This is a genomic window from Nostoc sp. JL34 (genome assembly GCF_017114945.1).
Taxonomy (GTDB): Bacteria; Cyanobacteriota; Cyanobacteriia; order Cyanobacteriales; family Nostocaceae; genus Nostoc.
Genome location: NZ_JABXKQ010000130.1, coordinates 14,064 through 40,858, shown reverse-complemented (window position 1 = coordinate 40,858; position 26,795 = coordinate 14,064). Strand labels below are relative to the sequence as shown.

At 42.5% G+C, this 26,795-nt stretch carries 22 protein-coding genes; 15 read left to right on the top strand and 7 right to left on the bottom strand.

The features are described 5' to 3' along the window. The first annotated feature begins 54 nt into the window (after nucleotides 1-54). From HWQ44_RS23340 to HWQ44_RS23330, 3 genes are all read left to right on the top strand, one after another. Nucleotides 55-969, top strand: coding sequence for a cytochrome c oxidase subunit II (locus HWQ44_RS23340; protein WP_292723677.1), 915 nt, complete (start codon nucleotides 55-57; stop codon nucleotides 967-969). A 13-nt stretch (nucleotides 970-982) separates the two neighbouring features. Further along, nucleotides 983-2,644: a cytochrome c oxidase subunit I gene (gene ctaD, locus HWQ44_RS23335; protein ID WP_292723671.1), complete on the top strand. Its 1,662-nt coding sequence runs from the start codon at nucleotides 983-985 to the stop codon at nucleotides 2,642-2,644. A gap of 94 nt (nucleotides 2,645-2,738) precedes the next feature. After that, nucleotides 2,739-3,341 carry a heme-copper oxidase subunit III gene (locus HWQ44_RS23330; protein ID WP_292723669.1) on the top strand — a complete coding sequence of 201 codons (603 nt, stop codon included), beginning with the start codon at nucleotides 2,739-2,741 and terminating at the stop codon, nucleotides 3,339-3,341. Between the two features lie 114 nt (nucleotides 3,342-3,455). Here HWQ44_RS23330 and HWQ44_RS23325 read toward each other — a convergent pair whose 3' ends face one another. Both HWQ44_RS23325 and HWQ44_RS23320 read right to left on the bottom strand, forming a co-directional pair. Then, nucleotides 3,456-4,052 carry a hypothetical protein gene (locus HWQ44_RS23325; protein ID WP_292723666.1) on the bottom strand — a complete coding sequence of 199 codons (597 nt, stop codon included), beginning with the start codon at nucleotides 4,050-4,052 and terminating at the stop codon, nucleotides 3,456-3,458. Nucleotides 4,053-4,255: 203 nt separating this feature from the next. Continuing rightward, nucleotides 4,256-5,608 carry an OB-fold nucleic acid binding domain-containing protein gene (locus tag HWQ44_RS23320; RefSeq protein WP_292723664.1) on the bottom strand — a complete coding sequence of 451 codons (1,353 nt, stop codon included), beginning with the start codon at nucleotides 5,606-5,608 and terminating at the stop codon, nucleotides 4,256-4,258. A gap of 406 nt (nucleotides 5,609-6,014) precedes the next feature. Between HWQ44_RS23320 and gatA the strand changes: the two genes are divergently transcribed. Next, nucleotides 6,015-7,475 carry an Asp-tRNA(Asn)/Glu-tRNA(Gln) amidotransferase subunit GatA gene (gene gatA, locus HWQ44_RS23315; RefSeq protein ID WP_292723661.1) on the top strand — a complete coding sequence of 487 codons (1,461 nt, stop codon included), beginning with the start codon at nucleotides 6,015-6,017 and terminating at the stop codon, nucleotides 7,473-7,475. Between the two features lie 80 nt (nucleotides 7,476-7,555). Here gatA and HWQ44_RS23310 read toward each other — a convergent pair whose 3' ends face one another. After that, nucleotides 7,556-8,014 carry a helix-turn-helix domain-containing protein gene (locus HWQ44_RS23310; protein ID WP_292723658.1) on the bottom strand — a complete coding sequence of 153 codons (459 nt, stop codon included), beginning with the start codon at nucleotides 8,012-8,014 and terminating at the stop codon, nucleotides 7,556-7,558. 719 nt (nucleotides 8,015-8,733) lie between these two features. On the opposite strand from HWQ44_RS23310, the gene HWQ44_RS23305 reads away from it, so the two are divergent. Next, nucleotides 8,734-9,372, top strand: coding sequence for a PadR family transcriptional regulator (locus tag HWQ44_RS23305; RefSeq protein ID WP_292723656.1), 639 nt, complete (start codon nucleotides 8,734-8,736; stop codon nucleotides 9,370-9,372). Between the two features lie 463 nt (nucleotides 9,373-9,835). Here the strand turns inward: HWQ44_RS23305 and HWQ44_RS23300 are convergent, their stop codons facing one another. After that, the gene (locus HWQ44_RS23300; RefSeq protein WP_292723653.1) at nucleotides 9,836-10,534 is read right to left on the bottom strand and encodes an HAD-IA family hydrolase; all 699 of its coding nucleotides are present in this window, start codon (nucleotides 10,532-10,534) and stop codon (nucleotides 9,836-9,838) included. A gap of 213 nt (nucleotides 10,535-10,747) precedes the next feature. On the opposite strand from HWQ44_RS23300, the gene HWQ44_RS23295 reads away from it, so the two are divergent. The 4 genes from HWQ44_RS23295 (at nucleotide 10,748) to HWQ44_RS23280 (ending at nucleotide 13,551) form a co-directional block, all read left to right on the top strand. Continuing rightward, a complete protein-coding gene (locus HWQ44_RS23295) occupies nucleotides 10,748-11,521 on the top strand; it encodes a glucosamine-6-phosphate deaminase (RefSeq protein ID WP_292723650.1) in 774 nt (257 codons plus the stop codon). 45 nt (nucleotides 11,522-11,566) lie between these two features. Continuing rightward, nucleotides 11,567-11,716: a hypothetical protein gene (locus HWQ44_RS23290; RefSeq protein WP_292723649.1), complete on the top strand. Its 150-nt coding sequence runs from the start codon at nucleotides 11,567-11,569 to the stop codon at nucleotides 11,714-11,716. 78 nt (nucleotides 11,717-11,794) lie between these two features. Continuing rightward, entirely contained in the window at nucleotides 11,795-11,941 is a 147-nt protein-coding gene (locus HWQ44_RS23285; RefSeq protein WP_292723646.1) for a hypothetical protein, read from the top strand. Nucleotides 11,942-12,144: 203 nt separating this feature from the next. Further along, nucleotides 12,145-13,551 (top strand): glycosyltransferase family 2 protein, encoded by a 1,407-nt coding sequence (locus HWQ44_RS23280; RefSeq protein WP_292723644.1) that lies wholly within the window; start codon nucleotides 12,145-12,147, stop codon nucleotides 13,549-13,551. Between the two features lie 74 nt (nucleotides 13,552-13,625). Here the strand turns inward: HWQ44_RS23280 and HWQ44_RS23275 are convergent, their stop codons facing one another. Next, the gene (locus tag HWQ44_RS23275) at nucleotides 13,626-15,710 is read right to left on the bottom strand and encodes a DNA polymerase III subunit gamma/tau (RefSeq protein WP_292723642.1); all 2,085 of its coding nucleotides are present in this window, start codon (nucleotides 15,708-15,710) and stop codon (nucleotides 13,626-13,628) included. A gap of 371 nt (nucleotides 15,711-16,081) precedes the next feature. On the opposite strand from HWQ44_RS23275, the gene HWQ44_RS23270 reads away from it, so the two are divergent. The 4 genes from HWQ44_RS23270 (at nucleotide 16,082) to HWQ44_RS23255 (ending at nucleotide 24,056) form a co-directional block, all read left to right on the top strand. Continuing rightward, the gene (locus HWQ44_RS23270; protein ID WP_292723639.1) at nucleotides 16,082-16,768 is read left to right on the top strand and encodes a hypothetical protein; all 687 of its coding nucleotides are present in this window, start codon (nucleotides 16,082-16,084) and stop codon (nucleotides 16,766-16,768) included. Nucleotides 16,769-16,966: 198 nt separating this feature from the next. Beyond that, a complete protein-coding gene (locus HWQ44_RS23265) occupies nucleotides 16,967-20,836 on the top strand; it encodes a tetratricopeptide repeat protein (RefSeq protein WP_292723637.1) in 3,870 nt (1,289 codons plus the stop codon). Nucleotides 20,837-21,164: 328 nt separating this feature from the next. Then, nucleotides 21,165-21,632 (top strand): GNAT family N-acetyltransferase, encoded by a 468-nt coding sequence (locus HWQ44_RS23260; RefSeq protein ID WP_292723635.1) that lies wholly within the window; start codon nucleotides 21,165-21,167, stop codon nucleotides 21,630-21,632. A 753-nt stretch (nucleotides 21,633-22,385) separates the two neighbouring features. Beyond that, nucleotides 22,386-24,056: a fasciclin domain-containing protein gene (locus HWQ44_RS23255; RefSeq protein WP_292723633.1), complete on the top strand. Its 1,671-nt coding sequence runs from the start codon at nucleotides 22,386-22,388 to the stop codon at nucleotides 24,054-24,056. Between the two features lie 57 nt (nucleotides 24,057-24,113). Here HWQ44_RS23255 and HWQ44_RS23250 read toward each other — a convergent pair whose 3' ends face one another. Next, nucleotides 24,114-24,779, bottom strand: coding sequence for a class I SAM-dependent methyltransferase (locus HWQ44_RS23250; protein WP_292723631.1), 666 nt, complete (start codon nucleotides 24,777-24,779; stop codon nucleotides 24,114-24,116). Between the two features lie 67 nt (nucleotides 24,780-24,846). Between HWQ44_RS23250 and HWQ44_RS23245 the strand changes: the two genes are divergently transcribed. Next, complete coding sequence (locus tag HWQ44_RS23245) at nucleotides 24,847-25,254, top strand: hypothetical protein (RefSeq protein WP_292723674.1); 408 nt, start codon at nucleotides 24,847-24,849, stop codon at nucleotides 25,252-25,254. A 40-nt stretch (nucleotides 25,255-25,294) separates the two neighbouring features. Here HWQ44_RS23245 and HWQ44_RS23240 read toward each other — a convergent pair whose 3' ends face one another. Beyond that, complete coding sequence (locus HWQ44_RS23240) at nucleotides 25,295-25,762, bottom strand: hypothetical protein (RefSeq protein ID WP_292723626.1); 468 nt, start codon at nucleotides 25,760-25,762, stop codon at nucleotides 25,295-25,297. A gap of 113 nt (nucleotides 25,763-25,875) precedes the next feature. Here HWQ44_RS23240 and HWQ44_RS23235 point away from each other — a divergent pair, with 113 nt between their 5' ends. Next, complete coding sequence (locus tag HWQ44_RS23235; RefSeq protein ID WP_292723624.1) at nucleotides 25,876-26,649, top strand: hypothetical protein; 774 nt, start codon at nucleotides 25,876-25,878, stop codon at nucleotides 26,647-26,649. Nucleotides 26,650-26,795 lie beyond the last annotated feature (146 nt).

Sequence of the window (26,795 nt, the reverse complement as noted above, 5' to 3'; positions counted from 1 at the left end):
TGACTAATGACCAATGACTAATGACCAATGACTAATGACCAATGACTAATGACCATGAAAATCCAGAAGATTTTAAATATTTTGACGCTGCTTACAGGCGCGATCGCAGTGACTTCCACCAGTCTCTGGATCGGCAAGCAGTCTTACTCTTGGCTTCCTCCCCAAGCAGCAGCCGAATCCCTACTCATTGATGATTTGATTAGCTTCTTAGTAACCCTCGGTGCCTTCATCTTCTTGGGAGTAACAAGTACTCTGATGTATTCTGTCATCTTCCATCGGGCAGTCAAAGATGACTTCACTGACGGCCCCCCGATTGAAGGTAACGTCGCCTTGGAAGTTGTCTGGACAGCAATCCCAATTCTGTTAGTCTTTTGGATTGCAAGCTACAGCTACCAAGTTTACGAACAAATGGGAATTCAAGGCCCATCGGAAATAGTTCACTTGCATAATCCGCTGGCAATGGAATCAGCTTATGCAGCACCAGCTAAAGCCTTAGCAGAACCCGTTGAGAAAATCGACGTACTAGCTAAACAGTGGGCGTGGGTTTTTCATTACCCAGAAAGAGATATTACCAGTACCGAATTGCATTTACCAAGCGATCGCCGGATACGTTTAGCACTGAAATCACAGGATGTTTTGCACGGCTTCTATATTCCTGCATTCCGCCTCAAGCAGGATATTATTCCTAACCATGCGATCGACTTTGAATTTACTCCCATCCGCCCCGGCAAATACCGATTGACCGATTCTCAATACAGCGGTACATACTTTGCGACGATGCAAGCGAATGTAGTCGTTGAATCTCCTGAAGATTATCAGCAGTGGCTAGCGCAAGCTGCAACTCAAAAGCCATCCCCAGCAAATAATCAAGCAGCTTCTGAGTATGCTCAAACATCCCATCAATCAGTCCAAACAGGTTGGGTTACAGTTCCACCTGCTGCACCTCCTCTAGTCAATTCTCCTGGTTGAAAGGAAAGTAACCATGACTAATGTTCCTATTGAAGGTATCCTTCTCCCTGATGAGAAGCATAACCACGAATCTCCAAGTAATTGGAAAGAATACTTCAGCTTTAGTACTGACCACAAGGTAATTGGTATCCAGTATCTCGTTACCTCCTTCTTCTTCTTTCTCGTCGGCGGTATCTTTGCGATGGTGATGCGGGGAGAACTGATGACACCCGAATCAGATTTAGTCGATCGCACCGTCTACAACGGTATGTTCACCATGCACGGCACTGTGATGCTGTTTTTGTGGACATTTCCCTCACTGGTTGGTTTTGCTAACTATCTAGTACCCCTGATGATTGGGGCGCGAGATATGGCATTTCCCCGCCTGAACGCTGTCGCCTTTTGGATGGTACCAGTAGTTGGGATTTTGATGATGGGTAGCTTCTTTGTCCCTGGTGGCCCAGCCCAAGCCGGTTGGTGGTCTTACCCGCCAGTCAGTCTCCAGAATCCCACAGGTAACTTAATTAATGGTCAAGTTCTCTGGCTGTTAGCAGTAGCAATATCCGGCGTATCCTCAATTATGGGGGCAGTGAACTTTGTCACCACCATCGTCAAGATGCGGGCCCCAGGAATGGGCTTCTTCAAAATGCCGTTGTTTGTCTGGGCAGTATTTAGCGCCCAAATCATCCAACTATTTGGACTTCCAGCACTGACAGCTGGTGCGGTGATGCTGCTACTTGACCTTACAGCTGGCACCGCCTTTTTCGACCCCGCCAAAGGTGGGAATCCAGTGATGTTCCAGCATTACTTCTGGTTCTACTCCCACCCCGCCGTTTACGTGATTATTTTGCCTGTCTTCGGCATTTTCTCAGAAATCTTCCCAGTTTATTCACGTAAACCCTTATTTGGTTACAAAGTAGTTGCCGTTTCATCCATCTTGATTGCCGTAGTTAGTGGCATTGTTTGGGTACACCATATGTACGTCAGCGGTACTCCTGGCTGGATGCGGTTGATTTTCATGCTGACAACGATGTGCGTGTCTGTCCCCACAGGAATTAAAGTATTTGCTTGGGTAGCAACTATTTGGGGCGGTAAACTGCGGCTAAATACCGCCATGCTGTTTGCCTTGGGTGCATTAGTCATGTTTGTCTTCGCCGGAATCACAGGCATTATGCTTTCCTCCGTGCCCGTTGATGTCCACGTTAACAATACCTACTTTGTAGTCGGACATTTCCACTACGTCCTCTACGGCACCGTGACGATGGGCTTATTTGCAGCCATCTATCACTGGTTCCCTAAAATGACCGGAAGGATGTACTCCGAAAGCTGGGGTAAAATCCACTTTTGGTTAGCCTTTATCGGCACCAACCTCAACTTTTTGCCCATGCACCCCTTGGGATTGCAAGGAATGTTACGCCGAGTTGCTTCCTACGCCCCAGAGTATCAATTATGGAACATCATCGCCAGCCTCGGTGGATTTCTCTTAGGAATGTCCACCTTGCCCTTCATATTCAACATGGTGATTTCTTGGATGCAAGGAGAGAAAGCACCCGCTAACCCTTGGAGAGCAATCGGACTAGAGTGGTTAGTTTCTTCACCCCCCCCAGTAGAAAACTTTGAAGAAACTCCCATCATCATCTCCGAACCCTACGGCTACGGCAAATCAGAACCCCTAACAGCCAACCTCCCAGAATAAACGCAAACTATCGGGAAGACGCAAAAACCCTCCGCGTACCTCCGCGCTTCCCTTTGCGTACCTTTGCGTTTCAAACTCCCCCTCAAAAACCAAAATGGACAGCTATATCAATTCCCACGAATTGCCCCACACAGCCGCAGAACACAGCCACGATGAAGAAGGCAACAAAATGTTTGGCTTCATTGTCTTCCTACTGTCAGAAAGCGTCATTTTCTTAAGTTTTTTCATCGGATATGCCATCTACAAAACAACAACCCCTAACTGGCTACCAGCAGGTGTTTCTGGACTAGAAGTAAAAGAACCGGCAATCAACACAGTAATTCTTGTTGCTAGTAGCTTTGTAATTTATTTAGCAGAACGCGCCCTTCAACGCCACGATTTAGTAAAATTTCGCCTGTTTCTATTGGCAACAATGGCAATGGGAACTTACTTTTTAGTTGGACAGGCGATTGAATGGAACGGCCTCGCCTTTGGTTTCACCTCCGGGGTATTTGGTGGAACCTTCTATCTGCTTACAGGCTTCCACGGTTTGCACGTTTTCACTGGTATCCTGTTGCAGTTGATAATTTTGGTACGTTCTTTCCTACCTGGCAATTACGATACAGGCCACTTCGGCGTGAATGCAACTTCATTGTTTTGGCACTTCGTCGATGTTATCTGGATTATTTTGTTTGTCCTTATCTATGTTTGGCAGTAAAGATTGATGGGAAGGAAAACCCAGATAATTTCTCTGGGTTGGTGTATGTGGCATTGTTAATTACTTTTATGCCCCATACACCATTCACTGTAATAACTATATTTGGGTCTTAGTTCAACCTTTCAAGTTAACCTTCTCCTCAAACTTTGACCCATCTTGATGAGATAAAAATTTTTCACTACTGTGATAACTTCTTCGCCATTGTTCGAGCTTATCTATAGATATTGATTTAGATGTGACATTCACACCATTTCCTCGCCAAGCAACTTCTGCATCTGTTGTGAAAACCCCGCACTCTAATTGATCTAGCCTCATATTCCAATATTCGCTAAATCTACCTTTTAGAGTAATAACTTGCTCAAATACCTTGTTTCTATGCTTATTTCTTCTTTTTCGTTCTGTTGCTCCAGTTGCTTCTGTATCAATAAACTTAGTTTCAATTAAAAAGAGACTACCTTTAAAGGTTAGAAAGACAAAATCACACTTCCCTAAATCTGTATAATCTGAAATTGGAGACTTTTCAAATAACAGCAATTCAGCGCACGAGGGGAACAATTCTTTAATATTCAGAAATAAATAAGCTTGCAATAGAAGTTCCTTATCATAAGGAAACAAGATTACTCCTTCAAAAAATTTTTGAATGTCATCGTGAGTTTGGGGTTGAATTTTTTTACAGTATGAAACAAATCTATGTAGCTCGTTGACGATCATCTAAGTTTTAACTCCTTCCCCCAGTCGCAGCCTTAAGGGTATTAGCATAAAAAGATACCACTCCCTCAAGGAAATTATCATCCGCATAAGTAACTAAAAAAACGATTAAAATCCTCAATACTTAAGACAATTTACTGTTGACAGTTCAATAAAACTAATTCTTAAGCTGCTTTTCAGTATTGGTGGATTTTTTACTTCTGGTGTCAGCTACCAGTCAGCGATTTTATATGAGCAGGAAAACTGGCATTTTGCAAAGCTTGAACAGTTATTCGAGAATCTTGTACACAAAATTGCCAACCTAAGCGAACAAGTTTACGAGAAGTTTCAGTTTGGATAATTCCAATCACTGGCATTTTTGCCTTTTCTTTGTCTACTGAATGGTCTTGCAAAATTGTTTTCAAGCGATGTAAATCTTCCATGTTACCTGCTTGCTGGGGATTTAATTCCACCATCACCATTTGTACTGTTTCCACTGGCTCTGCATCTTCAAGAATAAATTGAGTTTGCTCATCACGCCGATCTACTTTGCCCCAAATAATCAATCTAGTATCAACTTGCAGTAAGGAACTAATGCGTTCATAAGTTTTCGGAAAAACTACAGCTTCTGATTGTGTAGTGAGGTCTTCTATTTGCAGAATTGCCATCTGATCGCCTTTTTTTGTCACCACTTTTTTGACGTTATTCAACATGACAACTGCACAAAGTCTTGTATCTTCCCTTTGTTCTCCCAGTTGCGATAGGTTAATTGGAGTTAAAAGTGGTGCTATTTGCCGTAAGGATTTCAGGGGATGATCTGACACATAAAAGCCTAATAATTCTTTCTCCATCTGCAACTTTTTCTGTGGGGGTAAATCTGTCACAGGTTTAGATTTGGGAGCAGTTTCAAAGGCATTATTTGCTCTTTTATTCTGAGTTGCAGAAAACCCATCGCCCAATAAATCGAATAGATTCCCTTGACCACTAGCTCTGTCTTTAGCGCGAGATTGTGCCCAATCATACACTAATTCTGAGTCGTTAATTAACTGTTGGCGGTTGGCTTCGATTTTGTCAAAAGCTCCACAGTAAATCAAAGACTCCAGGGTTCGGCGGTTAACAGCACGCAAATCCACGCGATCGCAAAAATCAGCGAGTGTTTTAAATTCTCCTGTCTCATTTCTCGCTTCCAAAATACAAGCGATCGCATTTTGTCCCACGTTACGCACTGCCGAAAATCCAAACAGAATCTTGCCTGCCGTTGGCGTAAAATCAACACCAGAACGATTAATATCTGGCGGATCTATGGAAATCGCCATATTTGTACAGTTAGTAATATATCTCTGTACCTTATCGGTATCACCACTGTTAGCCGTTAACAGTGCTGCCATATATTCCAATGGGTAATTAGCTTTTAAATATGCTGTTTGATAAGTTACATAACCATAGGCAGTAGAATGGGATTTATTAAAACAGTTGGAAGCTATTAAGCCATTTTTAATCGTAAAATTATGGTCACGCTCAACCCCAATGTCATAGACATTTTGTTTGCCTAAATATTTACGTGTGACTATTTTGATCATCCTACCCTACCCCTGAAAAAATTTTTGCGAAATTAATTAATTGATAGAATTATGAATCTTGTAGTATTGATAGCGTTTATAATACAAAATTATATCACTAGAAAACACTGCTATACTCTTACACAAAAAGTAGCCAATATATCAAAACTTCGGTAACCTATTTAATAGACAGTTAATAGCCATGTATTTGCTGTTTTTAAAACTTATTAAACACATTTCAATACATACTAATCCGCTTACTTCAGATATGTGGGCAGTAGGGAGTGGGGAATGGAGGAAGCAGGGGAAGCAGGGGAAGATGAGGGAAACAAGGGGGATAAGCGGGATAACTAATACCCAATACCCAATACCCAATCTTGACCAATATGTACTAGAATCAATGACTTGAGTCACAAAGAGAGCAATCATGGCATCCATCCGCGAGTTGCACCAACAGCTGGTTAAGAAAGAACGTTCTGCCGTTGAAATTACCCAAGAAGCTTTAGAGCGCATTCAAGCGTTAGAGCCAAAATTGCACAGCTTTTTATGTGTGACAGCAGATCGGGCATTAGAGCAGGCAGGTGCTGTGGATGCCAAAATTGCTGTGGGAGAAGAAATTGGGCTGCTAGCAGGGATTCCTGTAGGTATCAAGGACAATTTATGTACCAAGGGAGTTCCTACCACCTGTGCCTCCCGGATTTTGGAAAATTTCGTGCCGCCTTATGAATCAACGGCGACGCAGAAACTGGCAGATATTGGGGCAGTAATGGTAGGCAAAACCAACTTGGATGAGTTTGCAATGGGTAGTTCTACAGAAAACTCTGCCTACCAAGTCACAGCTAATCCCTGGGATTTGTCACGAATTCCAGGTGGTTCTTCGGGAGGTTCTGCGGCGGCGGTATCGTCCCAAGAATGTGTAGTTGCTCTCGGTTCTGATACTGGCGGCTCGATTCGCCAACCTGCGTCTTTCTGCGGTGTTGTGGGGATGAAACCAACTTATGGTTTGGTTTCGCGTTATGGTTTGGTGGCTTACGCTTCGTCTTTAGATCAAATTGGGCCATTTGGAAATACGGTAGAAGATGCAGCAATATTATTGACTGCGATCGCAGGTTACGATCCCAAAGACTCTACCAGTCTGAAAGTTGCCATTCCCAACTATGCTGCTAACTTGAAACCAGACTTCAAACCCAGAGGTCAGCTAAGAATTGGTATCATTAAAGAAACTTTTGGTGAAGGTTTAGACTCTGTAGTGGAACAAGCTGTTACCAAAGCAGTAGATGTACTACAAAGTTTGGGAGCGGAGATTCATATAGTTTCCTGTCCCCGGTTTCGCTATGGCTTACCTACCTACTACATTATCGCCCCATCAGAAGCATCAGCAAACCTGGCTCGTTACGATGGCGTTAAATATGGTTATCGCGCTCCTGATGCGGATAATCTGCTATCGATGTACACTCGTACCCGCGCCGCTGGTTTTGGTACAGAAGTCAAACGCCGGATTATGATTGGCACTTACGCCCTCTCGGCTGGCTATTATGACGCCTACTACCTGAAAGCGCAAAAAGTTCGTACCTTGATTAAGCAAGACTTTGAAAAGGCTTTTGGTGCGGTTGATGTGTTAGTTTGTCCTACATCTCCCACTACAGCATTCAAAGCAGGGGAAAAAACTACTGACCCCTTGAGTATGTATTTAACTGACTTAATGACTATTCCTGTAAATCTTGCTGGTTTACCTAGTTTAAGTTTGCCATGTGGTTTTGATGATCAGGGGCTACCGATAGGATTACAGCTAATTGGCAATGTGCTGCGAGAAGACCAACTGTTTCAGGTAGCTTATGCCTATGAGCAATCCACTACTTGGCATCTGCGTAAACCGCAAATATCTTAAAAATGGATATTGGGATGGGGCGTTGCTCCCTCATCCCCCCATCTCCCGTAACCCTCTACATTTGTCAACCTGATTACTGTTCACTGATTAATAACTATTGACTGTTGAGCATTTACTTCTGGAGTCAGGGATTCAGATGCAATTTGTGGTGGATTAAGTGTATATAAAAGACCAGCAGATGCAGCTACTAATAATAGAATGTAGGTAACAACAAGAGGTATGTATGTATTTGGTTTGTTGTCTGAATTCTTATGATCGTTATTGGAGTCTTGGCGAACAACATTGCTTATAAAGGTGTACGATAGAGCATTTCCATCCAGTCCTAAAGCATCTCCATAGCGACGGATGAATCCTTGAACAAAAATAGGCTCAGGCAATTCTTCAAATCGTTCTTCTTCTAAAGCGTGCAAAACACCTGCTCTGATGAGTGTTTGAGCGGCTATTTCTTCTATGCGGATGGATTTTTCTTGTCTTACTTGTCGCAAGTGTGTGGTTATTTCTTTTAGTTGCTCTACTTGAGCTTCGTTTAAGAGCGTCACAGTCTTCTCCTGTATGGGCTAATTCTACTATTCATTGAGAAGACTTAAATATGCATACGTAAATTTACTGAATATTGGATTTTAGGATAAATATTTTTTCTCGTGGCTTAATCCTGCTTTTTGAAATGCTAGGGCAGCTTACAGGCAGTATTTTTACTGTTGTATTTTATACTTTAAAAGTCAAAATATCGTGTATGATAATCAAGAAACTAAAATTTTTAATACAAGTATTTTTGCAACAGCTACTCTCGGCTGGGATAATTGCAGTGTTCCTGCTTCAGGTTGCCATAGGCATCGCTTCCACTTGATAGCAGTCACACTAAGTCTGAAGTTTCACACGTCTGTCTAGGTTCATCTGTGTCCCAGACTACTCTCTACCTGGTCGTACCCAAACAATATCTTGATGAGAATCACGTGTCATTTGTTCATCTCGCTCTGCATCACTTTGAAATCCACCGCGAGTTGAAAATCCAATATTGTTCCGAGGACTCGTGAACATATGGTAGACAACAACCGCCTTTGTTCTTACGAAGAGATACCGCTGTGCGAGGATATCAGATTTGGATGGAGATTCAGACCCAACCAAATCTTAAAGGAATTTCTTGTCCAGTACCCAGTCCTTTTTATACTTCAAAAATCTTCATCGAAATTCTATTCCGATATATCGCGATATATTCTGATATGTCGTATATTAGAGAAAGTTGATTTGAGATTCATTTATGTTTAGACATTTTCGGTCACGTTTTGGCGCACCTGCATGGGCAGGAGTTAGCGAAGAGGATTCATTGCTTGTCAGGTCTTGGTTTCAACATGGCAACCATCATGGCAACCATCATGGTAGACATCATGAGAAACACTTTGGGAATGAAATGTTTGGTCGTGGTTGGGGAGATGAATACCGGACTCGTCGGGGTGACATCAAGTTCATCCTGCTGGAATTGTTATCCGAGCATCCTAGTCATGGTTACGACCTGATTAAAGAGATGGAAACTCGCTATGGTGGTTTCCGTCGCCTCAGTCCTGGCTCAGTGTATCCAACACTGCAATTGCTGGAAGAAGGAGGTTATCTCAAGAGCACACAGGAAGGTGGCAAGCGGATTTATACGATTACGGATGAGGGTAGACAATTATTGGCAGAACGTTCCCAACAGGAAACTTCAGACTCTCCTTGGGATACCTTCAAAAGTTTTGTGACAGGTAAGCCCCAAGAGTTTATTGAGTTGCGGAATGCTGCAACAGAATTAGCTGCTGTTGTGGTGCAGGTTGCTCGCAGTGGCAATATGGAGCGAATAAATCGGGTGCGTGAGCTTTTAGAGCAAGTTAAACGAGAAATTTATGCAATTATGGCTGAGAAATAAGTTAGTAGTGAGGAGTTGGGAGTCAGAATATATAGCCTTTCTCAGTTGAGTCCAATATAGCGCTCTTCCATCACTCTCATCAAACAATAATCGAAGCAGAAAACTGAAACTATCACTCAATCAAGGTTTGAGGCTTTATTTTCTAATAGAAATTCAAGAATATAGCTAAAATCTGAAAACCAAAGTCTTGTAAGCCTTGCAGCGATTGCTTTTCCCAGGACTGATGGAAGAGCGATAGACAGACCTAATCCTCAGCCCCTTAATATCATGTTCGGGTAAAGACTTATCATTTAGACCGCAGGGGTGCAGGGGGCAGGGAGAAAGAGGTTTTCCTGACTTTTGCACGGATGCGGTAATCATAAGTAATTAACCGCACTTGATATAAGAGCTAGCGTTGGGGAGCAAGATTCAAAGCCTCTCTCTTTTAGAAGAGAGGTCAGAGTATATTGCATACGAACGATCGCTATAGAGTTTTCTTGACTAATGAAGCGATCGCACTTGAATCTTGCTCGATGAGTGAGTTCAAAAATGTCCACAACTGCAAATCAGTAAAATCTGGAATTGCCATAAATGCGCCGACTTCCTGCAAAACTTGCGGATCGTGGGTGGACGCGATACCAATGGTGCGGATATCTGCGCTCACTGCTGCCCGAATCCCAGAAGGAGAGTCTTCTAAAGCGATCGCTTCTTCTGCTTGAATCCCCAACTTCTTTAAGGCAACTTGGTAGGGTGCAGGGTCGGGTTTACCTGCTATACAATCATCCGCTAAAACAACTGTATGGAAAGCTTCTTTGATTCCCAAAACCTCCAGCATAAATTCTGCATTTAATCTAGGGGCATTAGTTACTAATGCTCGTTTTAACTGATGTGTATCTGTCCAGGCTAGTAGTTCAGAAAATCCATTCAGCGGTTTGAGATCCGGGGCGAGTTTGCGAAAAAACGCCTCTTTTTCGTCTGCAAATTTTTGCCCTTCTGCTGCTGATAATTGTGGCAGAATGTCTTTGACAATTTCTGGATTTAACCTCCCACTAATTCGGGATTTATAAAATTTTTCGTCAATTTCTATGCTGTAATTTAACAGCATTTCCTGCCAAGCTCGGTAGTGTATGGGGTCAGTGTTGACAATAGTGCCGTCTAGGTCAAAAAGAATTGCAGCCAGCATGATTTTTGGGTAAAATGTAAATAATTGTTAACTTAATTTAAATAGTTTACATTGTTTTTTTGTCCTTAGTAATTGTTGCTTGGTCAATACAAGGCAAAAAGCCGTAAATTAATCTGCTAAATCTAAAATTTATACTGAATAGGGCATGTAAGGACAGACAGGTAGAGCCGAGCAAAAAACTACCGTATAATTGATAACCTTCTGTGTAAGCAAATGCTAGCCGCTACAAACTTTTTTCGCGTTGATGACCTACTAGTGCAGATTTACAACTCTGAAGTCGAAATGGCCCAGGATGTTGCCGAAATCGCGCAAAAGCATTTACAGCAAGTTCTTAATCTTCAGGATACAGCCGCTGTATTGTTAGCAACAGGTAACTCCCAACTCAAATTTCTCGATGCTTTGATTGCATTGGGTGGTGTAGATTGGTCACGGATTATTCTGTTCCATCTAGATGAATATTTGGGAATTACTGCTGACCATTCTGCCAGTTTCCGGCGCTATATGCGAGAACGTGTAGAAAAGCGGGTTGCTCCTAAGCAATTTCACTATATAGAAGGTGATACACTGCAACCAGTGGCAGAGTGCGATCGCTACACTAAACTACTACAAGCACAACCAATTGACTTGTGTTGTCTTGGTATTGGCGAAAATGGACATTTGGCTTTTAACGATCCAGCAGTAGCAAATTTTCAAGATCCTTACAGCGTAAAACTGGTGAAACTAGATGCAGTGAACCGTCAACAACAAGTAAGCACAGGTCACTTTCCGAATCTAGAAACTGTCCCACAGTATGCTTTTACTGTTACCATCTCGACGATTTGTTCAGCTAAAAAAATTATCTGTCTTGCTCCAGAAAAACGGAAAGCGAATGTGGTAAAAGAAATGTTGCAGGGGTCTATAAGTATAGACTGTCCGGCTTCTATTCTTCGTCAACAATCCCAAGCGACATTATTTTTGGATGTTAATTCTGCTAGTTTGCTTTCTTGAACTTCTCTTTCAACTGAAACAACAAGTAAACTACTGACCCCAAAAGTGGCTTCAGCGATCGCGACTTTGTGGCAAATAAGTGTTGGTGGTTATGTTGATGCCAATCTTTACTCAGGACTGGGAACTCGTAAAAGAGGAACTGTTTTGCCCAATGCCCCATGCTTAATAAATGAAGTTACTGCTAAGAAATATTAAAATTTCGGTTACAATAATGCTGCATTAACTTTTATCGAAGCTGGGAACGATAACACTAAAAATCCCTACTGTAAAGTTGTGGATGTTATCATTGCTGTTTCTCCCAACAACAAGCTGCTGCTACCTTGCTATTACTTTGCCCAAACCGGAGTTCTCATTAGAGAAAGTCCGACTCTAGAAGCTTCCTGCCCAAGTGGCTATCAAAGGAATCAAGCCTCTGTCTAAGAGTAGCAAACGTGCTTAATGCGAGGTAATTACGCAGAGTGGCGGTGACAACAAAGGTAGTCCCAGTGGCTTTTGGCTTAGGGATAGCGGGTATTGCAGTTTGCCCATTCCGATTAATATCGGGAAAAGTAGCTTAGGGATATTTGTCCGTAAAATTACTAACTGTAGACAAATACTGATTTTTGAATCAAGCAACCTAACCTATGCCAGCGAATTCCTGGCCCGAAGAAGATTCTTATCAAGAGCTTGATCCGCTCAACTCCTTGTTATCTGACCTATCAGCAGATGAGGAGTCAGTGTTAGAGACAGATCCTGTATCTCTAACACCCCGGTTTCAAGGTCGTAGAGGCAAAGCAGCTCTAGTCTTGACTATCGTCTGGAGTGGCACGATCGCTCTACATTTAGTTTCTTGGGCTTCCATTTTTATTCTAGGACTAACTACCATTCTAGGATTTCATGCTTTGGTGGTGGTGTTTACTAAATCCCGTCGGTATCCAAAAGAAATACAGGGAGATTTGCCTTCTGTTTCTGTGCTAGTGGCTGCGAAAAATGAGGAAGCGGTAATTGCTAAATTAGTCAAAAATCTTTGTAATCTGGAATATCCAGGTGGGCAGTACGAAATTTGGATAATTGACGATCACAGCAGTGATAGTACACCACATTTATTAGCAGAACTCGAACAGAAACACGACCAACTGAAAGTACTAAGGCGTTCAGCAGACGCTACTGGTGGTAAATCGGGGGCGTTGAATCAGGTATTGCCGCTGACAAAGGGCGATATTATAGCAGTATTTGATGCTGATGCCCAAGTCACACCAGACTTGCTGCAACAGGTAATACCTTTATTTCAAAGAGAAAACGTGGGGGCGGTGCAGGTGCGAAAAGCGATCGCCAACGCTAAACAAAACTTTTGGACTAAGGGTCAAATGGCAGAAATGGCACTTGATACCTGGTTTCAGCAACAACGAAGTGCCCTTGGTGGCATTGGCGAACTGCGGGGAAATGGTCAATTTGTCCGGCGTTCCGCCTTGGAAAGCTGCGGTGGTTGGAATGAAGAAACCATTACCGATGATTTGGATTTGACAATCCGCTTACATTTGGATAAATGGGATATTGAATGTGTTTTCCATCCAGCGGTGCAAGAAGAAGGAGTAACGAGTGCAGTTTCACTTTGGCATCAGCGCAACCGTTGGGCAGAAGGCGGATATCAACGCTATTTGGATTATTGGGATTTAATTCTCAAAAACCGCATGGGAACACGCAAAAGCTGGGATTTGCTGATTTTTATGCTGATTATGTATATCTTACCGACAGCAGCAATCCCAGATTTATTAATGGCGATCGCTCGTCATCGTCCACCCATGTTAAGTCCGATCACAGGTTTGTCTATTTCTATGTCGATGGTAGGAATGTTTACAGGTCTGAAGCGGGTACGTCAAGATCAAAAATTCCCACTTTCTACATATCTTACGATGCTGGTGCAAACCCTGCGTGGCAGTTTATATATGTTGCACTGGTTAGTGGTCATGAGCAGTACTACTGCCCGGATGTCGGTAAGACCAAAGCGCCTGAAATGGGTAAAAACCTTGCATACTGGGAATGGGGAATAGCCCCTTTGGGGAATTAAAAATTAAAAATTAAAAATTTATAATGCAAAATTACCAAAAATAATTTTGCATTTTTTTTATTCATCATCCACCTCTGATTCTTCTACCCACTCAGGTGTAGTTATGGAATCAGAGAATTCTGGAAAATCATCTGCAAAACGGATGATTTGTCCATTGAAAAATTCTGCTATACGTTGAGCTGCGATCGCTACTTCGTCAGGTTCCCAATCAGGTGCGGGTGTTTGTTTTGGGGGTGGAGGCAAAGTTTGCGCCCCATTTCCATTTACCCCGTTTCTATTTGCCCCATTTCCATTTGTCCCATTTCCATTTGTCCCATTTCCATTTGTCCCATTTCCATTTATGCCATTTCCATTTTTTGCTGCTGTCGATGCTGATGGTGACGTGTTTGACTGTGGTGTTGGCGCTGGAGGAGGCGAAATTTGCTGGTTGTAGCTAGGTGTGGGTGGCTGCTGAACGCGAGTAGAATCTTTTGGCGGAGGATTTTTTTTGGCTGAGTTAGAGTTTGAAGAAATCCCTTTTTCTATATTTATCTGGATTTCATGCTGGAAAGTTTGCTGGAAAGCTGCCGTAATCATCGGTAGATAAGATTTTCCCTTGTCATACCATGCCTGTTTAATAGCAATTCGAGCCACAACACCGTCAAACTCGATGAGTTGGCTCATTTGACGCAGCATTTCTTGCCTTGATTTTGGCTGAAGGTTGGCAAGCACTTGTTGCCAAATCTGAGTTAAGTCATATTCTGCTTCGCCAACAACCTCTGAAGTTACTGGTTCAATATTCGCAGGTGGCACAGGAACAGCAACAGGTTCTGAGGTTGGTGGTGAAACTGAGTTAGCAACAGAATTGTGATTTGTTTGCTGTTCAACTGAGGAAGATGAAGTGACAGTCGCTTGATGATTGACAGATACAGAATTATGATTTGTTTTCGGTTCAGCCAGAGGTACAGAAGAGACTGGGTGATTTTGGGCAACTACTGGAGGATAGCTTGAAGATACAGCAGGTGTATTAACTCGCGGCGCTACACTTAGGGCTTGTGCCTGAATATTCGCCGTCGCACTGGGTAACAATCCTAGTAATGTTACTTCCAACCACAAACGCGGCTGGGTGGTGTTTTTAATTTGCACTTCTGATGTTCGTAGGTGTTGCTGTCCTGCTAAAATCGTGCTGATATCGAAGTATTGAGCAAACTCAACCAACGCTGTCCAGGTTTGCTGAGTACAAGCAACCAAATCGTGGCGGTTGGGTGCTGTTTTAGCTATGAGTAAATCGCGGTAAAAAGCTGCAAGATTTTGCAGAATAGTTAGGGGTTCTCGACCACGATCTAGAATGTAGTGAGTACAGTCTAGAACAGCTTCCGGTTTATCTTGAGCGATCGCATTTAAAAGCGCTAACAAGTCCTGTTCGCTTACCGTCCCCACCAAATCCCAAACTCGCTCTGGTGTGACTTCACCCGCTAATAAACCCAATTGATCGAGTAGACTTTCGGCATCTCGCAAGCCTCCTTGAGAAAGTTGGGCTACCAGGGTGACAGCATCGGGTGAAATATGAATGTTTTCAAAAGATGCGATCGCACTTAAATGCTTCACCATCGCTTCTAACTGAATGCGTCTAAAATCAAACCTTTGACAGCGCGAAATAATTGTTGGTAAAACCCGTTGTGGATCTGTTGTCGCCAATACAAAAACCACGTGTCTCGGTGGTTCTTCTAGTGTCTTAAGTAGCGCATTGAAGGCCTGGGTACTGAGCATGTGGCATTCATCGATTACATAAACCTTGTAGCGACACTGCACAGGAGCAAACTGGGCTTTTTCTATCAACTCGCGGATATTATCGACACCAGTATTACTAGCGGCATCGATTTCAATTACGTCTAAGGCGTAGCCCTTGGTGATTCCCTGACAAACCTCACACACGCCGCAGGGTTCAGCGGTGGGCTGATCACCTTTGAGACAATTGAGGGATTTGGCCAGAATTCGGGCACTAGAAGTTTTCCCCGTACCTCTTGGCCCAGTAAATAAATAGGCAGGGGCGATTTTGGCTGTGCCGATCGCGTTTGTGAGGGTAGTAGCGATCGCCTCTTGGCCCACCAGTTCAGCAAAACTCTTAGGGCGATATTTGTGGTGCAGGGGTTCGTAAGACATAGAAATATAGACTTCAATGCCTTTCAACGTGAATTAGTAGCACCGAGTCGAGTTTAGGATTCAATTATTTTAAACTCTCGTACCTGCTTTGTTTATCGATGTTGCCATAGCCCAAGACTCAACTAATGCCGTAAATTTTGGCACTCAGGAAAGCAAGCAACCAGAGCTTATCCTCTACTATGATTTCAACATCAATGTATCGGAATTATAGCATATCATTAGTACATTTGTTCTGTCAGGGGCGTAGTGGAGAATAACTCTTGACAAATGACTAATGACTAATGACTATACATTTTATTGACGGAACTAACGCCATAGTCCAGTGCGATCGCTACAATTTTAGGATAAGCAATACTCGATGGTGCTAGCAGATGCTCAAGCGGCTATTTCAATGGCTCAAAAAGCTTTTTCAGAGCTTGTTTGGTGGAAAACAGACTACCTCAAAATCTAGGGCGAATGTGGAAAAAGAACCAGCACCACCCTTAAGCGATACGGATCTGGAATTTCTCTTCACCGAACTGTTGCAAGGAGTACATCAAGCACGAGGGGAAGCATGGGCACAGAAGTGGCTGCACAATATTGAACATCGAATCCCAACTGAAGACTGGGTTGAGTGGTTAGGGCGCTTTGGCGACAAATTGCTCGCATCACCTACACCCAATAATGAAATGGCTGCGCGATTAGTGCAACTGGGTGAGTTGGGCATCGGAGAAATCGGAGATGTTGCTTATAGTATTGGAATGCAGTTGTTGACACGCAATCAAGGCGAACCAATTTGGGAATATGAAGGGCCAGATGCTCTCAGCACAACTTTGCCCTCTGAGCCAACCACCCTAGTCTCTGAGTCAGCAGATGCACCAGAAAACCTTCCAGAAGGAGAATACCAAACTGTCACCCTAGAAGAGTTATTTGTAATGTTACAGGAGGATGAAAACTTACGTCAGCAGATTGCTCAACAGCTTGCCGTTGAAACAGATGACCCACAAGTGCTTGTCCAGGCATTGATTAGTCAATTATATCCTGCGGAACAATCGACTACAGAGCAAACAGGAAATTAATGACTTCGCAAAGTCAAAACTCAAGAGTTGAATCTGGGAATTGTAACGTTGTAATGCTATGCTCTTGAAGGTTTGTATATTTTTTGCTAACCTTCTACGGAAGCGCTGTCTGAATCTAATGGGTTTTTACGTGATTCATGATTTTTTTAACACAACGATGGCTACAATCTAGAAAAACAAAATCCAAGAGTGTGGCAGATGCTCAGGCGGATATCGCAGTCGCTTAAAAGGTTTTTAAAGCGCCTCATTGCAAGTAAGCAGACTAGTTCTCTCAAGGGTGTGAGAGGACATAATCTGGTGGAGGTACTACCAGAACTAACCAATGCGGATCTGGAACAATTGTTTATCCAATTGTTAGAAGGCGTGCATCAAGCACGAGGACGACAGTGGGCATTGAGGTATCTGCAACGGATCGAAAATCGCATTCCGGTTGAACGCTGGATAGATTGGTTGGTGATGTTTGGCGAAAGCTTGCTAGCTTCACCCGCACCGAATCCTCTGTTGGCAACACAGATGGTGCAATTAGGTGAACTTGGTGTTGGCAGAATTGGAGATGTTGCCTATGACATTGGTATCCGGCTCATGCAAAACTCACCCACACAGATAGAGATAGAAGAATATCAGGACAATCAAGCACCAGATGACGGAGAAACTACTCCTGGGCAAGAACTGCTCCGCGATTTGGGCGAGCAGTTATGGGAGTATGATGAGCCAGATATCCAAGAAACTACTCCTGGGCAAGAACTGCTCCGCAATTTGGGCGAACAGTTATGGGAGTATGATGAGCCAGATGACGGAGAAACTACAAACGATGAAGAAATTCTCCCAACTTCCCCTGGGCAAGAGCTAATCCGTAGCTTAGGTGAGCAATTATGGGAATATGATGTGCAAGATGTTGAACCAATAACGTCAGCACCCCAAAATGTCTATTTTGAAGAAAGATTGACCGAAAACTTAGAGGAACTGGTATTGGAGTATGAAGGTGAAGATGCTCAAACCACAATACCCGAAAATCTACCTCTCCCCGCTGCGGAAGATTCAATCACCTCATTAGCCGAACTGAGGTTCGGCGATGAAGAAATTGAAGTTACTCCCACTAAAACACCAGCAAATCTCCTTTTCACTAGACAAAAAACTGAATTAACAACGTCTGACTCAGAGGAAACCTGGGATAACACTTTGACGAATTTAGAGCCAAATGTGGCTTATACCCTAGATGAGTTGTGGGTAAGGTTGGATCAAAGTACCAATTTAGTCCAGCAACTTGCTTCTAATTTGGCAGTTCAAAGCAGTAATTCCCCTGGTATTATTGAGCGACATAGCGATAATCCGATTACCCACGCTCAAGGGTGGTTTTACCAAGGTCTAAGCCAAGCGAAAACAGGTGATTTGTTAGGCGCGATCGCATCTTATGACCAAGCCATCGAACTTCAACCCGATTTCTCAGAATATTGGTTTAACCGAGGCTTGACACTGTTCCATTTAGAACGTTTTGATGAAGCGATCGCATCTTACGAAACAGCCACAGAACTGAAACCGGACTTCTACAAAGCTTGGTACAACCGGGGTGGAACTCTCGGAGAATTAGGATACTTTGAAGAAGCGATCGCTTCTTTTGACAAAGCCATAGAAATCAAGCCAGACTACCAAGAAGCTTGGTCTAGCAAGGGTTTGGCGCTGCTGAAATTAGGTTGGCTACCAGAAGCTATTTCCAGTTATGACCAAGCGCTGCATCTGGAACCAGAAGACCAGGAAAACTGGTATCACCGAGGCATAGCCCTAGCTGTAGGCGAACAATTTACAGAAGCGATTATATCTTACGACAGAGCTATAGAAATTAACCCAGAGTACCACGAAGTCTGGATAGACCGGGGTGTAGTGCTGTTTAATTTAGGAAGATGGTCAGAAGCGATCGCCTCCTGGGATAAAGCACTTTCCATTCAAGCCGACTTCTACTTAGCTTGGTACAACCGAGGTATAGCATTAGACAACTTAGGACGCCGCCAAGAAGCGATCGCCTCCTATCGCCAAGCGATCGCCATTAAACCCGACTTCCACTTAGCTTGGTATAATCAGGCAGTAGCACTGTTTTATTTAGAACAATTTGCCGAAGCGATCGCCTGTTATGATAATGCTTTGCAAATTAAGCAAGATTATTGGGAAGCTTGGATTGGTCGGGGAACTGCGATCGGTAATTTAGTTAACTCTGACGCCTTGTTGAATTTATCGAGTAGTATCACAGCGACAAATCCCGCCTTACAACAGGGTGGCTACGAAGGGAAATTAGCCAGCTACGAGGAAGGGTTAAAGCATCTGCGGACAGATACCCACCCAGAAGGTTGGGGTAGATTGCATTTTGCGATCGCTAATACTTACTACGACCAAGGCAAAAAACATCCCAATCCCCGCGATTATTGGCGCAAAGCCGCATCTGAGTACCATCAGGCGCTATTAACCCTGACACTAGAATATTTTCCCCAGTTGCACTTAGAGGTTTTGCAATCTCTAAGCAAAGTGTTAATGGGTTTGGGACAAACAACACAAGTTCAAGAATTACTGCAACGCGGTACAGATTTATTGCGACAATTACTGAGTGAAGAAACTCGCTCAGACGAAAGTAAAAAACAGCTAGCTTTGAAATTTGCAGGCTTTGATCAATTGGCAGTTGATTTGGCTGTGGAGTCTGGTGATTTAGTAGAAGCCTGGGAAATTGCCGAACAAGGTAAAAATACTTGTTTAAACTGGCTGCTTTCTGGCTGGAATGATAATATTTACTCGCCTTATTATGGCGCAATTCAACAACTATTCAATCCCACAACAGCAATTATTTACTGGCATATTAGTCCTGTAGCCCTACATACTTTTATTCTCAAAGACCAAGCACCATCACCGATCCTCCTCTTTACACCCATGCAAGATCCTGGGGCAATACCTTTAGGAGAAGACGCTATCCGTCTCAATGAATTGCCCCTACCTGAAGCAGTGCAACGCCTAATTGAATTTGAAACTTGGCTAGAAGATTGGCATCAACAATACCAAGAATATCGCAACACCGCCCAAGACAAAGACAGTAAAAGCCAGCATTCTTGGCGAGTTAGTATGGAAGAGAAGCTGTTGCAACTGTATGAAATCCTGAATATTTCCACAATTGCACAGGAACTCGAAGGCATCACTCAACTGGTTTTAATTCCTCATCGTGACTTATACAGATTGCCCATTCATACACTTTTCCATCTCTCTTCCTCATCACCGGAAGAGTTGCCGAATGTGGAATCAAATTTCACCGTCACCTATCTACCTAGTGCCCAAATTGGTTTATCAATAAGAACTGAGGATATTTGGCAGTGGCAAAATAAGTTATTACTCAGTGTTGAACATCCTCAAAGTACAGCTTATCCCCCACTTAAATTTGCCAAACTTGAGTCTGAAATTGTTAGTCAGATGTTCGATAATATCCAACGAATTCAAGGTTCAGAAGCTACAAAAAGTATTGTCGAAAATGCCTTATCTGATAATTATAACATTTTGCATTTTACGGGTAATGTTATTAATAATTTAGTTGAACCTAAAAAGTCAGAGTTAGCATTAGCAGGTGAAGATAGACTGACTCTAGATGAAATCTGCCAACAAAATCTTGCTGCAAGTTACAACCTTATTACCCTCTCTGCCTGTGAAAATTTAAGTACTAGCAATCACACTATCAGCGAATATGTGAGTTTAGCCAGTGGTTTTGTGAGTCAGGGTGTTCCTCATGTAGTGAGTACTCTCTGGAGTGTAGAATCTTCGGCTAGTGCTTTGGTGATGATCGAGTTTTACCGAAGATTGCAGCCCAATAAATCAGCAGTTACTGCCTTGGCTGAAGCAACACGATGGCTGAAAGAACTAACTGCTGGAGAACTGACAAAATGGTATGAAGATGTCTTGAATAATTTGCATCCAGAGGAAGTAAGAATTCAAACTTATTTAGCGACACAGCTATATAGAAATAGCAAAATGGCATCAGATAAAAATCTTTATAATCATCCTTACTACTGGGCAGCATTCACGATTACGGGTAAGCCGAATTAATTCTTTGAACTGGGGATTGGGGATGTCTATTTGCCTAAACAGTAGAAGTTTGAAAAGTTTTGGGCGAATATAATTCGCTACTACACAGGCTAAGTCCACCTGCGTAAATTAGCAGAAAATCGAGTTTTATAACCCGCGTAGGCGGGTTTTGTATGTGTAGCCGCGACTTCTAGTCGCAGAGGCAAGTAATAATTTAGACTTTTCAAACAACCTCTAAGCTCGATTGGTTAACTCGTAGTTAAGCGTTATGTAGAATTCACGTGATTTGAAATTTGGGGAAGACGCAAATTTCAAACATGCTCCCTGACATAATTACCCTAATACAGCTTTGTCTAAACCCCTAATTACCATTCGCCTAATTGCACGCGACGAACTTCCCCAACTTCTGGCGTTGTATCACCACTTAAATCCTGTAGATGCGCCTCTACCTACTGATGATATTTTACAATCCATCTGGGATGGGATTTTAGATGATCCCCGTTTGTATTACATTGTGGCTGATATTGCTAATCAGTTAGTCGCAACGTGTAACTTAACCATTGTTCCCAACTTGACACGTGGCACACGTCCATACGGCATTATTGAAAATGTCGTCACTCACCCCGATTACCGACGACAGGGATTTGGTACACAGGTTCTCCATTATGCATTAGCTTTAGCATGGCAGCAACAGTGCTATAAAGTGATGCTTCTGAGTGGCTCAAAACGTGAGGAGACGTTGCACTTCTATGAAAATGCTGGGTTTAAGCGGGGAGTTAAAACTGGATTTGTTGCCATAGCTCCAGAGGAGTTATAAGCAGAACTGATAGAGATTAGACCTCTTCCAAAAATCCTAATTTATCTATGAGTTCATTTTCATCAAATAATCTTTTGCAAAAAAATAATTCTTAGCCCAAAAACTTGGCACAATCAGGCTCGAAATTTTTGATTGCGATCGCCAATTTCCAGTCTAGTATTTCCAAATTTCCCTTCACTGGGCAACTATCTAAAGAGTGAAAGTGTTTCCTCGAAATCCAGCCATTAGTTAGTTGTATAATTTTGATTAAAGCCTAATAATACAGCATATCGCCAGGACACATTTTATTTCTTAAATCTTGCTAAAGAACATGATGCATTGAGCTTGACGGTCTTAACCCTCATCGGCAATCATAGAGAAACGGCTATTAAAAGCCAATTATTTTACTGCTTGACTGCAATTTTAAAATTGATAAAATCGCCTCCTTGCACTAAATTATCTTTATTGTTGCAACATACCAGATTATCAAAGTATCTCTGCTTATGCTTGGTTTAATCTGCGGTTCTTTAAAAAATAAATACGAATCTTATACTATACTATGTGTGGTAAACATAGGGATAAGTATTATGAGATGTCAGAGCAGCTACTCATAATGTCCCACATTTTAATTTTCCAAAGTTAACGGGTTTCATTTCCGGCTTCGATATCAAGACGAACCTAGTAATCATAATCATCTGGATATTTGTATTCACTTAACCTTGCATCCAGTATTTTCCAATAGTCAACCCAATAAATTGAAAAGAGGATACTTCCATGTCTAGTTTGTTTCGTTGGTCATCAACAAAGGTTGCTTTACTAGTTCTGGGAATGACAGCTGCGATAATAAGTCCCATCGTAATTTCTACACCAGCTTCATCTCAAAATACTGTTCCATCTCCTACTCCATCTGCTACACCATCACCAACTTCAACAACTAACTTGTCTGATGTTTCCTCAGATTATTGGGCGCGTCCCTTCATTCAAGCCCTAGCTGACAATAACGTGATTGCTGGCTTTCCTGATGGCACGTATAGGCCAAATCAACCTGTAACTCGTGCTGAATTTGCCGCCTTAATTCAAAAAGCTTTCAATAACCAAAACCGAGTTCGGCAATTAAGTGCAGGTGGATTTAGTGATGTCCCTGCTGGCTATTGGGCGGCTTCTGCAATTCAGCAAGCCTACGAAACTGGATTTTTGGCAGGCTATCCTGGGAACGTATTTAGACCAAATCAAGAAATTCCTAGAGTGCAGGGGATCGTTGCTTTAAGTAGTGGCTTAGGTTTAACTGGTGGCGATACAAATACTCTCAGTACTTACTACAACGACGCCTCAGCTATTCCGAACTATGCTGTTGGGAGTGTGGCAGCAGCGACAGTAGGTAATCTTGTTGTTAACTACCCGGATGTAAAACAACTCAATCCGCAACAGTCTTTGACTCGTGCTGAAGCAGCAGCACTTTTATATCAAGCTTTAGTTAAACAGGGACGGGTGCAACCCATTGCTAGCAATCTTCCAGCTAGTCAGTACGTTGTAGCTGGAACTCCTACCAGTACTGATATTGTTTCTCTGGCTGCATCCAGTAGTTCTTTTACAACTCTGACTTCTTTATTAAAGACAGCCGGTCTAGCAGATATTCTTCAACAGCCAGGCCCTTATACAGTCTTCGCTCCCACCAATGATGCATTTGCTGCTTTGCCTGCTGCTACCTTACAACAGTTAGAGCAACCAGAAAACAGAGAAGCATTGATTAAGATTTTGAGATATCATGTGGTTCCTGGTGCGGTAACTGCTAGTCAACTTTCGGCAGGGGAACTGAAAACCGATGAAGGAAGACCTGTAAACATTAAAATCGATTCCGCTAACAATCAAGTCGCGGTGAATAATGCCAGAGTTATCCAAGCGGACGTTAAAGCTAGCAATGGTGTTATCCATGCGATTAACCAAGTCCTGATTCCGCCTGATGTTAACATCAGTCAGTTAAATCAGCCGCCAACAGGAAGTACAACGCCTGATGTTAACGTAGGCAGAAGTACTCGTGGTGGCAGAAGCTATATCGGAGTTGGTGGTAACATTGGTTTGAGCGGCAACGATACAGCTCTCAGCGACGGTAACTTTACAGTGATCAGTAAACTTGGTCTGACAAACTACCTATCACTGCGACCATCGGTGATCTTTGGAGACGATACAATATTTCTAGTTCCCGTAACTTTGGATTTTTCTCCCAGCAGAGCAGGTTCGGTGGGTGAAAGAACCTATACTATATCTCCTTATATAGGGGCTGGTGTAGCAATTGAAGCTAATTTGGATACTGATATTGGATTACTGCTAACTGGTGGTGTAGACGTTCCTCTCGGTTCTAAATTGACGCTAACAGGTGGTGTAAATGCTGCTTTTCTGGATGACACTGATGTAGGACTACAATTAGGAATTGGCTATAACTTCTAAGTAAATAGAAGTAGAACACGTGTAAGGGCGCACAGTTAGTTGTGCGCCCTTGTTGTATTAAGGTCGCTTAATTGCTAAAGTAAGTCCATCAGCGATGGGGACAAGGGAGAGGGTAACTCGTTCGTCATGATGTAACTTTTCGTTAAGCGCCCGGATTGCTTGAGTGCTTTCATCTTGATTTTGCTCGTCAGCTACTTGTCCAGACCATAAAACATTATCAATCGCAATCAATCCACCTGGACGCACTAATTGTAGCGATCGCTCATAATATCCATCATAATTTTCTTTATCAGCATCAATAAAGGCAAAATCAAATGTCTCGGCTTGCCCAGTTGCTAATAGCTGATCTAAAGTTTCCAAAGCTGGAGCCAATCGGAGATCGATTTTATTGGCAACCCCAGCTTCTTGCCAATATCGCCGAGCGATCGCAGTAAATTCTTCACTCACATCACAAGCAATAATTTTCCCATCAGCCGGTAGTGCCAAAGCTATAGAAAGTGAGCTATAACCCGTAAAAACTCCAACTTCCAGGGTTTTTTTCGCTCCAATTAACTGCACCAGAAGGCTCATAAACTGCCCTTGTTCTGGTGAAATCTGCATTCCACTCCGGGGATGATTGGCGGTTTCTTGGCGCAACTTCCCAAGAATTTCTGGTTCTCGTAGCGAAACGGATAAAAGATAATTGTAGAGTTGGTTATCAAGACCTATAGACTGTTTTGGCATGGTAGATGAGAGAATTGAGAGAATCTACAGTTATACTATCGCTGATAAGTGGAATCTCAGGAATAACATGGTGCGGTTAGTTTTGACAGCAATATTGCTGGTGCTAGTGACAGCTTGTGGCAGTATTGGACTGCTACCGACTAGCGATTTAGTGCAAAAAGCGATCGCACTTAGGCTAGAGCAAACTCAACAAAAACTTAGCCAACAGTTGGATCTAGATTTTCAAGGATTTGAAATTAAGCGGCTATCAATTACCCAGGAACAACCCCTGACGATTGAAAATTTACCAGCTTTCCGCGTTCGAGGAACCTACGACTTGATTGTTAAGCTACCAAAACGACGCTTGACGCAACCAAAAAAACCCTTTGATCTTTATCTACAAATTCAGCAAGAAGGTAAAACTTGGCGATTGCTGCTTCCAGAAAAAGATAGTAAAGATACTCAATCAATTTGGCGCAGTTATCTCATCCAATAGTGACGGGAAAAGGTTGAAATTATCTCATTCTTTCCCCAAACTACAGATTAAATTTTGTGTATTCTATACCATCATCTTCTGCAAGAATTACAAAATCGAAGGATTCAACTAACGCTTGTATTGTACCAGTTCCGCCATAGGGATAGCTAACGGGTTCAAACTCCAGTCTAGCTCTATCGGCAGAAACCATTCTACAAGCAATTAATTGATATTCACCATTTTGAAAAGCATCAAACATAGAATAAAAGTCCCAAGGAGTTTCGAGGCTTGGATCTCTCCACCTCTGTTCCACAGGTGTTGCAAACCAGCGACGGAAATGTTCAGTCTCTTCCTCTTCACTAGGCCACCAAAAATGTGATAATGCTTTGCGATCAAAAAAAATTAGCCAATCTTCTTCATTACGCCAAGAATCGTTGTCTTTATCTTTTTTAATTTCGTTGAAAACTTCACAAAGAGAATTGAATCTTTTGCAATCATCTACTTGAAACTCTACAAAGCAGTATTCCATTATTTCTCCCTTCTTTTATTATGTGCAACTAGAAAAACCATCACAAATATATTTGTATAATTTAAAACTACTAGCCATAATCGAGGTGATAGTTTCACCGGAGACAGGGCAAGATGTATATTAACTTTTTCATCAGTTCCATAGCTGGAATTGTGGTTGTGGTACTAGCGGCTTTTGGCTTACTCCAATGGTTGCACATCCCTGCTGGTAACTTTCTTGACTGGGTGATTGGTGGTGCCAGTTTTTGGTGGCTGTTGGTAATTGTCACCGTCCCGTGGAATGTGCATTTTCAAGCGAAAGAAGTCTTAGCAGAAGCAGCACAATCCAAAGAGAAAGGAATTCCAGTCGATGAGAAACAAGTGAAGTATGTCACAGTGTTGGCAAAGCGATCGCTCTGGGTTGCCATTGCTTTACACTTATTCTCAGCCGTTGGTCTTTATACTCTTGCTACCACTGGTATTAGTACGGTGGGATATATAAGTTCTGGTGCAGCTTTGTTATTAACAATTCTGCGTCCTGCGATTCGCGCTTATGAGTATTTATATGCGCGGTTAGCGATGATTCGGCAAGAATGGAAGTATCCGCGCGAAGATATTTTTGAACTGCGTGATCGCTTCTCTATATTGGAACAAAAAATCCAGTCTTTGGAAGATCAACTCAATCCTGAACAACCTTATTCCTTAGCCGCAACTCAACAACGTTTTGCCGAAGAAACTCGTAGAGATTTAGCTCGAATTGCGGCTAATTTAGAAGAATTACGGGCGACAAATCAAACAGAACATGAGCGTTTGGGGAGAGAAGCCAGAAATGCGATCGCGCAACTTTCCACTGATGGACAATTTCTCGATCATGTCCGCGAAATTATTCGATTTTTTAAGACCGCTTAATTATTTCTCTAATAACTGACCGAATTTTAAATTTTGGATAATGGTATTGAATTTGAACTAGAGAAAAATTAGCGATCGCACTAAATACTATCAATTTTTGAGTAGTATTTAGTGCAATTTTTAGCTTTTATAAAGCCATTAAATAT